The organism is Streptomyces sp. NPDC041124 (assembly GCF_055592385.1).
In genome coordinates this window covers 304,903-317,423 of sequence record NZ_JBVIYR010000001.1, presented here as the reverse complement: position 1 = coordinate 317,423, position 12,521 = coordinate 304,903, and the positions used below count along the sequence as shown (strand labels likewise).

Genomic DNA, 12,521 nt, shown 5'->3' with positions numbered 1-12,521 from the left:
CGGCGCTTACGATGCGGCTCGTGTCCATACCTCCGCCCTACGGGCCCCCGCACTCCCACGGCCCGCAGGACCCCTCGGGCCCGTACCCCCCGGGCCCGCACCCCGCAGGCCCGCCCCAGGGCGCCCAGCCGCCGCCGCACCACCCCTACGGGGGACAGCCCGGGTTCGCGCCCTACGGGCTCTACGGCCCCTACGGTCCCCGGCCGCCCGCCGCGGTCAACGGGGTCGCCGTCGCCGCCCTGGTCCTCGGCGTGCTGTGCTTCGTGCCGGCCGTCGGGCTGGTGCTGGGACTGATCGCGCTGCGGCAGGTCAAGCGGCGCGGGGAGCGCGGCCGGGGGATGGCCGTCGCGGGCGCCGTGCTGTCGTCGGTCGGGCTCGCCCTGTGGACGCTGATGCTCGCCACCGGGGCCGCGGCCGACTTCTGGGAGGGCGTGAAGGACGGAGCGCGCGCCGAGAGCGTCCTCGCGCTGCGCGAGGGCGACTGCTTCAACTCGCCCACCGGGCTGGAGGGCTGGGCCGACGAGGCCACCAAGGTGCCTTGCGCGCGGGAGCACGACGGGGAGGTCTTCGCCGTCGTCACCCTGCCCGGCGGCGCCTACCCCGGCGAGGACTCCCTCACCGACACGGCCGACGAGCGGTGTTACGACCTGGTGGAGGGCTACGTCATGGACCGCTGGGCGCTGCCCGACACCGTCGACGTGTACTACTACATCCCGACCGGGGAGAGCTGGCGCTTCGGCGACCGCGGGATCACCTGCGTCCTCGGCGAGCGGGACGGCCGGTCCCGCCTCACCGGCTCGCTGCGCCGGGACGAGACCACGCTGGACGAGCACCAGGTGGCCTATCTGAAGGCCGCCGGGGTGCTCAACGCGGCCCTGGACGACGCGCCGGGCGACGAGCTCGCGGAGGACGACCTGCCGGGGCACACGGCCTGGGCGGACGAGGTCGCGACGGCGCTCGCCGAGCAGACCCGGATGCTGCGCGCGCACGACTGGCCCGCCGGAGCGGACGAGCCGCTGGGCGAACTCGCCGCCGGACTGGCCGAGGCGGAGAAGGCGTGGGCGCGGGCCGCCGACGCGGCCGACGCGGACGCCTACTACGAGCACTCCGACCGGGGACTGACCCTCATCGATCCGCAGCGATCGGTCACCGCACGCAAGGCTCTGGGCCTGGCCACCTCCCCGCCGCGCTACGAGGAGGAGGGGGAAGACGCCCCCGAAAGCGGTGACATGAAGGTGTGACGCGCTCCATAGCGGGGAGAAAGTGCCTGCGTAAAGCCCTCACCCGGCGGATGTCATCACATCGAGTGAATCCTTGGCCTTCACTTGCCTGGCACAACCTACGGTTGCCACGCTGTAGCTGTCTGTACAACCTGATGGGAGTGGCCCGTGACATTCGGTGAGCAGCCGGCGTACCTGCGCGTCGCGGGTGATCTCCGCAAGCAGATCGTCGACGGAAGGCTGCCCCCGCACACCCGGCTCCCCTCCCAGGCGAGGATCCGCGAGGAGTACGGCGTCTCGGACACGGTCGCGCTGGAGGCGCGCAAGGTGCTGATGGCGGAGGGGCTCGTGGAGGGCCGCTCCGGCTCGGGCACGTACGTGCGCGAGCGTCCCGTGCCGCGCAGGGTCGCCCGCTCCGGGTTCCGCCCGGAGCGCGGCGCCACGCCGTTCCGCCAGGAGCAGGCCGACACGGGCGTCCGCGGCACCTGGGAGTCCGGCAGCGAGCAGACGGACGCCTGTGCCGCCCTCGCGGAGCGGCTCGGGATCCAGCCCGGCGACCGCGTGATGCGCACCCGGTACCTCTTCCGCGAGGCCGGTGAGCCGATGATGCTCTCCACCTCCTGGGAGCCGCTCGCCCTGACCGGCCGGACCCCCGTGATGCTGCCCGAGGAGGGCCCGCTCGGCGGCATGGGCGTCGTCGAGCGCATGCGCGCCATCGACGTGGTCGTGGACAACGTCACGGAGGAGGTCGGCGCCCGCCCCGGCCTCGCCGAGGAGCTGGTGCTGCTCGGCGGTGTCCCCGGACATGTGGTCCTGGTCATCCAGCGCACCTACTTCGCCTCGGGCCGCCCGGTGGAGACCGCCGACGTGGTCATCCCCGCCGACCGCTACCGGGCCGCCTACCACCTGCCGGTGAGATAGCGCGGTTCCGGCCCTCGCGCTCCTCACCCCGCACCGCACTCCCGCCCCATCACTCCCGCGCGCTCCTTTCCGCGCCCCGCGCCCGGCTCCGCTCCGGCGTGCCCCGCGGGGCACCGGAGCTCCGCCGCCGTAGCAATCTGGCCGTTCTCGCAGGTCGCCCCCGGAGCGGAGCGCACCCGGTGGCAGGCCGCTGACCGGATACGCAGACCCCCGCGCACGGCGCGTCCGCCCCCGTGCGCCCCCCGCGTCCTGGCCGGTTGCGTGCCTCTTTGTGAAAAGGCGTATTCGCTCAGTGAAGGTAAGGCGTACGCTCGGGCATATGCGGACTGGAGTTTCCTTATCGGGCGGGGCGCGACGCGGACCGCGGGCGGGCAGCGGAGGGGAGCGATGAACGACAGCACGGTGACTCTCCCCTGGCTCGTCGTGCGTCAGGACGACAACGGCAATCGCTACCGGGTGGGCAGGTACGCGACCCGCGCCGAGGCGGAACGCATCGCGGACAGCCTCGACGGGCGCGGGCACAGACAGCTCTACTGGGTCGAGCGGATCAGTCAGAGCGGAACGCCGTCCGGCTGACCGCCTCCCGTAGGCTCCGGCGCATGAGTGAGCGGATCGTGGTGGTGGGTGCCGCCCTGTGGCACGAGGGCCGGCTGCTCGCCGCCCGCAGGAGCGCGCCCGCCGAACTGGCCGGGCGCTGGGAGCTGCCCGGCGGCAAGGTCGAACCGGAGGAGGCCCCGGACGCGGCCGTCGTACGGGAGTTGCGCGAGGAACTCGGCGTCGACGCAGAGGCGACGGGCCGCGTACCGGGCGAGTGGCCGCTGCGGACGCCGTACGTGATGCAGGTGTGGACCGCCCGCCTGCGCCCCGGATCCGCTCCGCCCCGCCCCCTCGAGGACCATGACGAACTGTGCTGGCTCACCCCCGACCGGATCTGGGACGTCGACTGGCTCGACCACGACGTGCCCGCCGTCCGCGACACCCTGGCCCACCTCGGAGCGCACGAGGTCATCTGAGGCGCGATTCCGGCGCGGGGGCGCGGGCATGACGACGTGTGGGCGCCTTTCCGTGCCGCGCACACCACGATGCGCCGTCGTCCGCGGTACTCCGTCCGGGATACCGGGTATGTGCCCATTGACCCCATGAAAAGGGACATGGGTGGTTTCCCTCGCTCCCCTCGCTCCCTCACTCCCCGGCGGGAGGTGGTCCGCGTGACCGGCACCGACGGCGAATGGGCCGCGTGGACCTTCTCCGCCGACCCGGGGGCCGTGCGCGCCGCCCGCTCCGCCGTCCGGGACCAGCTGCGCCTGTGGGACCTCGACAGCGTCGGTGACCTCGCGGCCCTGCTGGTCAGCGAACTCGTCACCAACGCCCTGCAACACGCCACCGCGCCCATCGGCGTCCGCCTGGTGCGCCCCGCCCCCCACGCCGAAGTCCTCCTGGTCGAGGTCTCCGACCCGCTTCCGCGGCCCCCGCGCGCACGCGCCGCACGGCCCGAGGACGAGGACGGGCGCGGACTGCAGCTCCTGGCCTCCGCCTCCCGCCGCTGGGGCACCCGCCCGGGGGCCGGCGGCAAGACCGTGTGGTTCGAACTCACGCTGCCCGGATGAGCCCTCGCACGGCCGTGCGCCGGTGTACGCACCGGGGCCTTCCGTCGAGTGACCGGTTCGGGCCCGTGGTGGTTGCCGACGAGGGGGATTCGACGACGTGTCCGCTGGTTAGAAGACTGGGAGTGTTCTCACGGCGCGGACCGAAAAGCATCGGGACCGTGCTGTGATCGTGAACACCGTGTTGTGCGGCGCCGTAGTGCTGGATACTGTGGGCAGCCGCCCCCGGTGACCGGTGCCGGACGCGGTGAGCTGGAGGGGACGGTTCGCGTGAGCGAGATACCAGCGAAGGCCACGGGGTCCGAGGACTCGTCGGGCGGCGCGAGGAGAGGGGCCGTCGACGGCCCCGTCCCAGGCGATGCTCCGTCCGGCGACGGGATGTGGCAGAGCAGTCCGCCCGGCTCCATGTACGACTACATCAAGGTCGCCTCCTTCTCCATCGGCCCGGACGGGCTGGTCGACCAGTGGAGCCTGCGCGCCGAGCAGATCTTCGGTATCCCCGCGGAGCGCGCCGTCGGCCTGGACCCCATAGAGGCGTTCATCGAACCGGTCCGCCGGGAGCGGGGCCAGCGCAAGATGGCCGAGATCCTCGACGGCCGGGAGTGGACCGGTGTGGTGCCCTTCCGGCTGCCGGAGTCGTCGGCGGCGGACGCTCGGGACCGGGAGGGCCTCGCCGAGGTCTACGTCATGCCGACCCGCACCGAGGAGGGTGAGAAGGCCGCCGTCTGCATCGTCGTCGACGTGCGCACCCTGCGCCGTATCGAGACCGACCTCGCCGCCTCGCAGGCCATATTCGGCCAATCTCCGTTCGGTTTCCTGCTGATCGACCCCGACCTGCGGGTCCGCCGCGCCAACCAGCGGTTCGCCTCCGTCTTCGGCGGCACCGTCGACGACCACCGCGGCAAGGGCGTGCACGACTACCTGCCGCGCGGGGAGGCCGAGCGGGTCGCGGCGACCCTGCGCCGGGTCCTGGAGTCCGGCGACTCCATCACGGACATGCACGTCACGGGCTTCGTCCCGGGCTCCGACGAGCGCCGCCACTGGTCCGTCAACCTCTACCGCGTGCACAGCGGGAGCGGCCGGCCCATCGGCGTCGCCTGGCTCGGAACGGACATCACCGCCCGCCGTGCCGCCGCCCGCGAGGCCGCCGCCGCACGGCGCAATCTCGCCCTCCTCAACGAGGCGGGCGCCCGGATCGGCAACTCCCTGGACCTGGAGACCACCGCCCGCGAACTGCTCGACGTCGTCGTCCCCGGCTTCTGCGACCTCGCCACCGTCGACCTGTACCAAGGGCTGCTGGCCGGTGACGAGACCCCGCCGGGGCTCGCCGACGGCAGCGCCGAAGTGCGCAGGGTCGCCTTCGCCAGCGCGGTCTCCGACGCGCCGTTCAGCGGCACCGGGGAGCCCGTCAAGCTGGGCGCCGTCCACCACTACCCGTTCAACTCGCCCTGCGCGGACGCCCTGCGCACCGCCCGCCCGCAGAAGGTGCCCGGCGACGACGGCGGCCTGGTGCAGTCCACGCTCGCCGTGCCGATGGTCGCCCACGACACCGTGGTGGGCCTCGCCCAGTTCGCCCGCACCAAGGGCAGCGAGCCGTTCGGCGACCGCGACCGCGAACTCGCCGTCGAACTGGCCGCCCGGGCCGCCGTCTGCATCGACAACGCCCGTCTGTACCGGCGCGAGCACGAACGCGCGCTGATACTCCAGCGGTCCCTGCTCCCGCCCGGCGACCCGGAGGCCTCCGGCCTCGACATCGCCTGCCGCTACCTGCCGGGCAACGCGGCGACGGGACGGCCCAGCGAGGTCGGCGGCGACTGGTTCGACGTCATCGAACTGCCGGGCCACCGCACCGCGCTGGTCGTCGGCGACGTCATGGGACGCGGACTGCGCGCGGCCGTCGCCATGGGCGAACTGCGCACCGCCATACGCACCCTGGCCCAGCTCGACCTGGAACCCGCCGAGGTGCTCTCCCAGTTGGACGAGATCGCCCGGGGCCTCGGCACCCCGGCCTTCGCGGGAGGCGTCCAGCAGGCCACCCGAGCCGCCCGCCGCCCCCGCGAGGCGGACCTCTCCGAGGTCTACCTGGCGACCTGCGTCTACGCCGTCTACGACTCGGTGACCAGGCGCTGCACCTTCGCCAACGCGGGCCATCTACCGCCCGTCCTGGTCGAACCGGGTGAGAGCGCGCTGATGCTGGACGTGCCGCCCGGCATGCCGCTCGGCGTCGGCGGGGAGCCCTTCGAGGAGGTGGAGGTCGAACTGCCCGAAGGCGCCCTGCTCGCGCTCTACACGGATGGACTGGTCGAAAGCCGCGATCACCCCCTCGACGAGGGCCTGCAGGCCTTCGTGGGTGCCCTCACGGACCCCTCCGCCCCCCTGGAGGACGTCTGCGACCACGTCCTCAACACCCTCGACACCCACCACGGCGAGGACGACATCGCTCTGCTGATGGCCCGCGTCCAGGGGCTGCCCGCCGACTCCGTGGGCGACTGGACCCTGCCCCGCGAGCCCCGCAGCGTGGGCCGGGCCCGGGAGTTCGCCCGGGCGCGGCTGCTCGCCTGGGACATGGAGCCCCTGGTCGACACCACGGAGCTCCTGGTCAGCGAACTGGTCACCAACGCCCTGCGGTACGGCGAGGGCGAGATCCGGCTCCGGCTGCTCCTCGACCGCTCCCTGGTCTGCGAGGTCTGGGACTCCGGCCTGGTCCAGCCGCGCCGGCGGCGGGCCCGTGACACCGACGAGGGCGGCCGGGGACTCCAGCTCGTCGGGCTGCTCAGCGCCGCCTGGGGCTCCCGCCGTACGCACCGGGGCAAGACGGTCTGGTTCGAACTGCCCCTCCCCGGCACCGACACCGCCCTCACCGACCCCGCGGAGGCCCTGCTGAGCCTGTTCTGACGGCAGGCCGGCCACCGGCGCGTACGCTCACGCCATGCCCGGCACCCCGAACACCCGCCCGCTGCGTCTGACGGCCGGCCCGCTCACCCTGCGCCCCTGGACGCCGGACGACGCGGCAGCCCTGGCCGAACTGTACGCCGACGAGGCCCTGCGCCGCTGGGCGGCCGCGCCCGTGCACGACACGGCGAGCGCGGAACGCTGGGTGGCCGAGCAGCGGCGGGGCTGGGAGACGGGTGAGCGGTTCGCGTTCGCCGTGGAGGAGACGGGCGCGGCCGACGCCCGGCCGGCGGGCAACGTCGTCCTCAAGGGCCCGGCCAAGGGCTCCGCCTCGGCCGAGGTCGGCTACTGGACGGCGGCCCACGCACGGGGCAGGGGAGTGGCTCCGCGCGCCCTGGCGGCCCTGACCGACTGGGCGTTCGCCACCTTCGCCCGGAAGGGCCTGGTCCGCCTGGAGCTGCTGCACCAGGTCGACAACACGGCCTCCTGCCGGGTCGCGGAGAAGAGCGGCTTCGTCCTGTCCGGTGTGCTCCCCGCGGCGCCGCCCGCCTTCCCCCTCGACGGTCACCGGCACATACGGCGGCCACCGGCCGCCGGTTGACCGCAACCGGAACACCCGTTCCCCTCGTCCTCCCCCGCAACATCGACTACGGGGCCGACGGCGGGAGTCGGCCGGTGAGGGGCGCCGACATGGACCGCGCGGACGCACAGGAACCGGCGGACACGTCGGACGCACAGGAACCGGCGGACACGCCGGACGCCCCGCCCCGGGAACCGACGCCCGACGCGGCGCAGGGGTCCGCGGAGCCCACGACCGGAGCGCCGGCCGGGGGTGCGCCACCCGCGGTCCCCGGCGGGCACCCCGGCAAGCGCCGCAGACCCTGGGTCCGCCGGGTCAGGCTCACCGCGCTCACCCTCGTCCTGCTCCTGGTCGTGCCGGTCCTCGCCGTCGAGACCGCCCTGCGGATCAACTACTCGGGGGACCCGGCGGAGGGGACGTACAGCCGTGACCGGGACGCCATGTGGCTCGGGCACGCCTGGGTCGACGGGCGGAAGAAGGACGCCGACGTCACCGCCCTCGCCCGCCGCCTGCAGGGCACCGGCATCCGAGACCTCTACGTCCACTCCGGCCCGCTGGAGCACGACGGCACCCTGCCGAAGTCGGCCTACCCGCGCGCCCGCTGGTTCATCGACTCCGTGCACCGCGAGCTCCCCGGCGTCCGGGTCCAGGCCTTCCTCGGCGACGTCCTCGCCAACGGAGGCCCCGAAGGGCTGCACCTGGACCGCGCCGCCACCCGCGCGGAAGTCGTCCGCAGCGCCGGTCAGGTCCTGGACACCGGCTACGACGGCGTGCACCTCGACCTGGAGCCGCTGCACTCCGGCGACCCGGACTACCTCACCCTCCTCGACGACCTGCGCGCCCTCACCCGTGCCGAGGACGCGCGACTCAGCGTCGCCGCCCACCAGATCGACCCGCTCCCGGGTCTGCACTCCGTCGCCGGTCTCTTCGCCGACCACCCCAAGTGGTGGTCCCAGAAGTTCTTCGGCCAGGTGGCCCGGCGCGTCGACCAGATCGCCGTGATGTCGTACGACACCGCACGGCCCCTGGAGAGCACCTACGGCGGCTACGTGGCCCAGCAGACCTCCCTCGCCCTGGAGGTCACCCCGCCCACCACCCACCTGCTGATGGGCCTGCCCTTCTACTACGAGAGCAACTTCAGCCACTGGGGCCACGCCGAGACCGTCGCCGCCGCCGTCCGCGGCGCCCGACTCGGCCTCTCGCGCACCGACCCCGACCGTGAACTGTTCGGCGTCGCCCCGTACATCGACTTCGCGGCGACGGAGACGAACTGGAAGGAGTACCGGGAGGGCTGGCTGCGCCCTACCGCCTCCTGATCTTCGACCCCAGCCACACCAGCGGGTCGTACTTGCGGTCCACCGCCCGTTCCTTCAGCGGGATCAGCGCGTTGTCCGTGATCTTGATGCCTTCGGGGCATACCTCCGTGCAGCACTTGGTGATGTTGCAGTAGCCGAGACCGTGTTCGTCCTGGGCCGTGCGCCCCCGGTCCAGGCCGGACTCCCCGGCGGCGTCCAGCGGATGCATGTCGAGCTCCGCGACCCGCATCAGGAAGCGCGGCCCGGCGAAGGCCGGCTTGTTCTCCTCGTGGTCGCGGACCACGTGGCAGACGTCCTGGCACAGGAAGCACTCGATGCACTTGCGGAACTCCTGCGGGCGGTCCACGTCCTCCTGCATCATCCGGTACTCGCCCGCCCCGACCCCCTCCGGCGGCACGAACGCCGGCACCTGCCGGGCCTTGGTGTAGTTGAAGCCGACGTCGGTCACCAGGTCGCGGACCACCGGGAAGGCCCGCAGCGGGGTCACGGTGACCGTCTCGTCCCGCTCGAAGACCGACATGCGGGTCATGCACAGCAGCCGGGGACGCCCGTTGATCTCCGCCGAGCACGAGCCGCACTTGCCGGCCTTGCAGTTCCAGCGCACGGCGAGGTCGGGGGCCTGGGTGGCCTGGAGGCGGTGGATGATGTCGAGCACCACCTCGCCGTCGTTCACCTCGACCCGGAAGTCCTCCAGGCCGCCGCCCCGCACGTCCCCCCGCCACACCTTGAAGCGGGCCTCGTAGCTGCTCACTCGTGGAGCTCCTCTTCGGCTAGGTACTTGACCAGCTCCTCCTTCTCGAAGAGGGCGAGCAGGTCGGGGCGGATGGGTTCGGTGGTCTCCCGGGTGAGGGCGATCCGGCCGGGTGCCGCCTCGCCGACCGGGAGAGCGTCCCCGGGGTCGGCGAGCGCGCACAGCAGGTTGACGCCCCGCCAGGCGCGGTCCATGCCGGGGTGGTCCTCGCGGGTGTGCCCGCCGCGCGACTCGGTGCGTTCCAGCGCGGCCCGGGCCACGCACTCGCTGACCAGCAGCATGTTCCTGAGGTCGAGGGCGAGGTGCCAGCCCGGATTGAACTGCCGGTGCCCCTCGACCCCGGCGCGGCCGGCCCGCACCCGCAGCTCGGCGAGCTTGTCGAGGGCCTGCTCCATCTCGGGCGCGCGGCGGATGATCCCGACCAGGTCGTTCATCGTCTGCTGGAGCTCCTGGTGCACGGTGTACGGGTTCTCCGGCGGGCCCTCGGCCGGCGGCTCCCCCTCCGCCGAGAAGGGGCGCAGCGCCTCCGCGGCGGCCGTGTCGACCTGTACGTCGTCCACCCGGGGCCGCGCGTCGCCCGCGGCGCTCGCGTACTCGGCCGCGTGCCGGCCGGCCCGGCGCCCGAACACCAGCAGGTCGGAGAGCGAGTTGCCGCCGAGCCGGTTGGAGCCGTGCATGCCGCCGGCGACCTCACCGGCCGCGAACAGCCCCGGCACGCCGCGTGCCGCGGCGGTGTCGGAGTCGACGGCGATGCCGCCCATCACGTAGTGGCAGGTCGGCCCGACCTCCATGGCCTCCGCCGTGATGTCGACGTCCGCCAGCTCCTTGAACTGGTGGTACATCGACGGCAGCCGGCGCTTGACGACCTCGGCGGGCATGCGCGTGGAGACGTCCAGGAAGACCCCGCCGTGCGGGGAGCCGCGGCCCGCCTTGACCTCCGCGTTGATGGCGCGGGCCACCTCGTCGCGGGGGAGCAGTTCGGGCGGGCGCCGGTTGTGGTCCGGGTCCTCGTACCAGCGGTCGCCCTCCTCCTCGGACTCGGCGTACTTGTCCTTGAAGACGTCCGGGACGTAGTCGAACATGAACCGCCTGCCCTCGGAGTTGCGCAGCACCCCGCCGTCCCCGCGCACCGACTCGGTGACGAGGATGCCCTTCACCGAGGGCGGCCAGACCATGCCGGTCGGGTGGAACTGCACGAACTCCATGTTCAGCAGCGGCGCCCCGGCCAGCAGCGCCAGCGCGTGCCCGTCCCCGGTGTACTCCCACGAGTTGGACGTCACCTTGAACGACTTGCCGATCCCGCCGGTCGCGATCACCACGGCGGGCGCCTGGAGGACGAAGAAGCGTCCGGTCTCCCGCTCGTAGCCGAAGACGCCGGAGACCCGGGGCCCCTCCTTCAGCACGCGGGTGACCGTGCACTCCTGGAAGACCTTCAGCCGGGACTCGTAGTCCCCGGTCTCCCGGAAGTCCTCCTGCTGGAGGGCGACGACCTTCTGCTGGAGGGTGCGGATCAGTTCGAGGCCCGTGCGGTCGCCCACATGGGCCAGGCGCGGGTACTCGTGGCCGCCGAAGTTGCGCTGCGAGATCCGGCCGTCCTTCGTCCGGTCGAACAGCGCGCCCCAGGTCTCCAGCTCCCACACCCGCTGCGGCGCCTCCTGGGCGTGCAGCTCGGCCATCCGCCACTGGTTGAGGAACTTGCCCCCGCGCATGGTGTCGCGGAAGTGCACCTGCCAGTTGTCGCCGGAGTTGACGTTGCCCATCGCCGCCGCGATGCCGCCCTCGGCCATCACGGTGTGCGCCTTGCCGAACAGCGACTTGCAGATCACGGCCGTACGGGCGCCCCGCTCGCGTGCCTCGACGGCGGCGCGCAGGCCCGCGCCGCCGGCCCCGACCACGACGACGTCCCACTCCTGTCGGTCGACCACGGACATGGTGAAGGCCCCCAGCTAGAAGAAGCGCGGATCGTCGAAGACACCGGTCGCGACGAGGTAGACGTAGAGGTCGGCGACCGCCACGCTCAGCAGCGACGCCCAGGCGAGCTGCATGTGCCGGGCGTTCAGCCGGCCGACCCACTGCCACATCCGGTAGCGCACCGGGTGCTTGGAGAAGTGCTTCAGCTTCCCGCCGACGATGTGCCGGCAGGAGTGGCAGGAGATCGTGTACGCCCAGATGAGGGCGATGTTGATCAGGAACACCAGGGTGCCGAGCCCCATGTGGCCCCAGTGGTAGTTCTCGTCCCGGAAGGCGAGCACGGTGTCGTAGGTCAGGACGCAGGCGACCAGCAGCGCCGCGTAGAAGAAGTACCGGTGGATGTTCTGCAGGATCAGCGGGAAGCGGGTCTCCCCGGTGTACGTCGCGTGCGGTTCGGCCACCGCGCAGGCCGGCGGGGACGCCCAGAAGCCCCGGTAGTAGGCCTTGCGGTAGTAGTAGCAGGTCAGGCGGAAGCCGAGCGGGAAGATCAGGATGATGATCGCCGGTGAGAGGCCCCACCAGCTGCCGAAGAGCTCCCAGTTGGGTCCGGCCTTCATCGGCTCGCAGTTCTCCGCCAGGCACGGCGAGTAGAACGGCGAGACGTAGGGGGCCGCGTAGTAGTCGGCGTTGGCCAGGGCCCGCCAGGCCGAGTAGACGACGAAGGCGAGCAGTCCGGCCGCGGTGGCGGCCGGGGCCAGCCACCAGCGGTCGGTCCGCAGGTGCGGGGCGGTGATCGCGGCGCGCGTGCCGGTGCGCACACCGCCGGTCGGGGGATGGGGTTCGGTGGCAGGGGGTTCCGTGCCAGTGGCCACGTGTCCACTCCGGTAGGGGTCAGGGCGCCGCGATCGGCGGTGGTCAGGGGGCGTGACGGCCGCGGGCACCGAGCCCTTCGTCGTCCGTGTCCACCCACAGCGAGGGGTCGTACGGCGTGTCGGAGATGGTCACCAGGTCGGGCCGCTTCTGGGGGGCCGCGGTGGTGACCGCCGTCTCCCGCAGCAGCGCGATGCTCTCGCGCAGGTGATCGGTGTCGGAGCGGACGCGGCGCATCTCCAGGCCGCGGCTGCCCATCTGCTTCTCCAGGCGCCCCACCGACCGGACCAGGTCGTCGAGACAGCGCTGGACGGCTGTCAGTTCGTCGTGCACGGACATGACGTGACCTCACTTCCACGGGTCCTTCGGGCCCAAGGCGGCAACGCTCATGCGCCTGAGAGTGTCGCGCGTCACACCTTGCGCTGTGAAGGGATGTGCATCGATTGGCCGAGGCGT

General features: G+C 72.8%; 12 protein-coding genes. 8 read left to right on the top strand and 4 right to left on the bottom strand.

Annotated elements, in window-relative coordinates; translation table 11 throughout:
- Positions 1-20 precede the first annotated feature (20 nt).
- The 8 genes from ACZ6A9_RS01490 to ACZ6A9_RS01455 all read left to right on the top strand — a co-directional run bounded on the left by ACZ6A9_RS01490 (position 21) and on the right by ACZ6A9_RS01455 (position 8,533).
- Positions 21-1,241 carry a DUF4190 domain-containing protein gene (locus ACZ6A9_RS01490; protein ID WP_468976266.1) on the top strand — a complete coding sequence of 407 codons (1,221 nt, stop codon included), beginning with the start codon at positions 21-23 and terminating at the stop codon, positions 1,239-1,241.
- Between the two features lie 147 nt (positions 1,242-1,388).
- Positions 1,389-2,141, top strand: coding sequence for a GntR family transcriptional regulator (locus ACZ6A9_RS01485; protein WP_468976263.1), 753 nt, complete (start codon positions 1,389-1,391; stop codon positions 2,139-2,141).
- Between the two features lie 387 nt (positions 2,142-2,528).
- Complete coding sequence (locus ACZ6A9_RS01480; RefSeq protein ID WP_468976260.1) at positions 2,529-2,717, top strand: SPOR domain-containing protein; 189 nt, start codon at positions 2,529-2,531, stop codon at positions 2,715-2,717.
- Positions 2,718-2,740: 23 nt separating this feature from the next.
- Positions 2,741-3,154: a (deoxy)nucleoside triphosphate pyrophosphohydrolase gene (locus ACZ6A9_RS01475; RefSeq protein WP_468976257.1), complete on the top strand. Its 414-nt coding sequence runs from the start codon at positions 2,741-2,743 to the stop codon at positions 3,152-3,154.
- A gap of 126 nt (positions 3,155-3,280) precedes the next feature.
- Positions 3,281-3,748 carry an ATP-binding protein gene (locus ACZ6A9_RS01470; RefSeq protein WP_468976254.1) on the top strand — a complete coding sequence of 156 codons (468 nt, stop codon included), beginning with the start codon at positions 3,281-3,283 and terminating at the stop codon, positions 3,746-3,748.
- Positions 3,749-4,015: 267 nt separating this feature from the next.
- Positions 4,016-6,640 carry a SpoIIE family protein phosphatase gene (locus ACZ6A9_RS01465; RefSeq protein WP_468976252.1) on the top strand — a complete coding sequence of 875 codons (2,625 nt, stop codon included), beginning with the start codon at positions 4,016-4,018 and terminating at the stop codon, positions 6,638-6,640.
- 34 nt (positions 6,641-6,674) lie between these two features.
- Entirely contained in the window at positions 6,675-7,238 is a 564-nt protein-coding gene (locus ACZ6A9_RS01460; RefSeq protein WP_468976249.1) for a GNAT family N-acetyltransferase, read from the top strand.
- A gap of 89 nt (positions 7,239-7,327) precedes the next feature.
- Positions 7,328-8,533 carry a glycoside hydrolase family 18 protein gene (locus ACZ6A9_RS01455; protein WP_468976246.1) on the top strand — a complete coding sequence of 402 codons (1,206 nt, stop codon included), beginning with the start codon at positions 7,328-7,330 and terminating at the stop codon, positions 8,531-8,533.
- Here ACZ6A9_RS01455 and ACZ6A9_RS01450 read toward each other — a convergent pair.
- The 4 genes from ACZ6A9_RS01450 to ACZ6A9_RS01435 are packed head-to-tail and all read right to left on the bottom strand — an operon-like array spanning position 8,520 to position 12,404.
- Entirely contained in the window at positions 8,520-9,284 is a 765-nt protein-coding gene (locus tag ACZ6A9_RS01450; RefSeq protein ID WP_468976243.1) for a succinate dehydrogenase/fumarate reductase iron-sulfur subunit, read from the bottom strand. The genes ACZ6A9_RS01455 and ACZ6A9_RS01450 overlap by 14 nt on opposite strands.
- Positions 9,281-11,215 carry a fumarate reductase/succinate dehydrogenase flavoprotein subunit gene (locus ACZ6A9_RS01445; RefSeq protein ID WP_468976241.1) on the bottom strand — a complete coding sequence of 645 codons (1,935 nt, stop codon included), beginning with the start codon at positions 11,213-11,215 and terminating at the stop codon, positions 9,281-9,283. The genes ACZ6A9_RS01450 and ACZ6A9_RS01445 overlap by 4 nt, the downstream gene beginning before the upstream one ends.
- A 15-nt stretch (positions 11,216-11,230) precedes the next feature.
- Positions 11,231-12,067, bottom strand: a complete 837-nt coding sequence (locus ACZ6A9_RS01440; protein WP_468976239.1) for a hypothetical protein — start codon at positions 12,065-12,067, stop codon at positions 11,231-11,233.
- 43 nt (positions 12,068-12,110) lie between these two features.
- A complete protein-coding gene (locus ACZ6A9_RS01435; protein ID WP_468976236.1) occupies positions 12,111-12,404 on the bottom strand; it encodes a hypothetical protein in 294 nt (97 codons plus the stop codon).
- Positions 12,405-12,521 lie beyond the last annotated feature (117 nt).

Coding starts and splice junctions, on each gene's coding strand:
- ACZ6A9_RS01445 (WP_468976241.1), bottom strand. CDS start 11,215: ATGTCCGTGGTCGACCGACAGGAGTGGGACGTCGTCGTGGTCGGGGCC.
- ACZ6A9_RS01480 (WP_468976260.1), top strand. CDS start 2,529: ATGAACGACAGCACGGTGACTCTCCCCTGGCTCGTCGTGCGTCAGGAC.
- ACZ6A9_RS01470 (WP_468976254.1), top strand. CDS start 3,281: ATGAAAAGGGACATGGGTGGTTTCCCTCGCTCCCCTCGCTCCCTCACT.
- ACZ6A9_RS01455 (WP_468976246.1), top strand. CDS start 7,328: ATGGACCGCGCGGACGCACAGGAACCGGCGGACACGTCGGACGCACAG.
- ACZ6A9_RS01460 (WP_468976249.1), top strand. CDS start 6,675: ATGCCCGGCACCCCGAACACCCGCCCGCTGCGTCTGACGGCCGGCCCG.
- ACZ6A9_RS01475 (WP_468976257.1), top strand. CDS start 2,741: ATGAGTGAGCGGATCGTGGTGGTGGGTGCCGCCCTGTGGCACGAGGGC.
- ACZ6A9_RS01435 (WP_468976236.1), bottom strand. CDS start 12,404: ATGTCCGTGCACGACGAACTGACAGCCGTCCAGCGCTGTCTCGACGAC.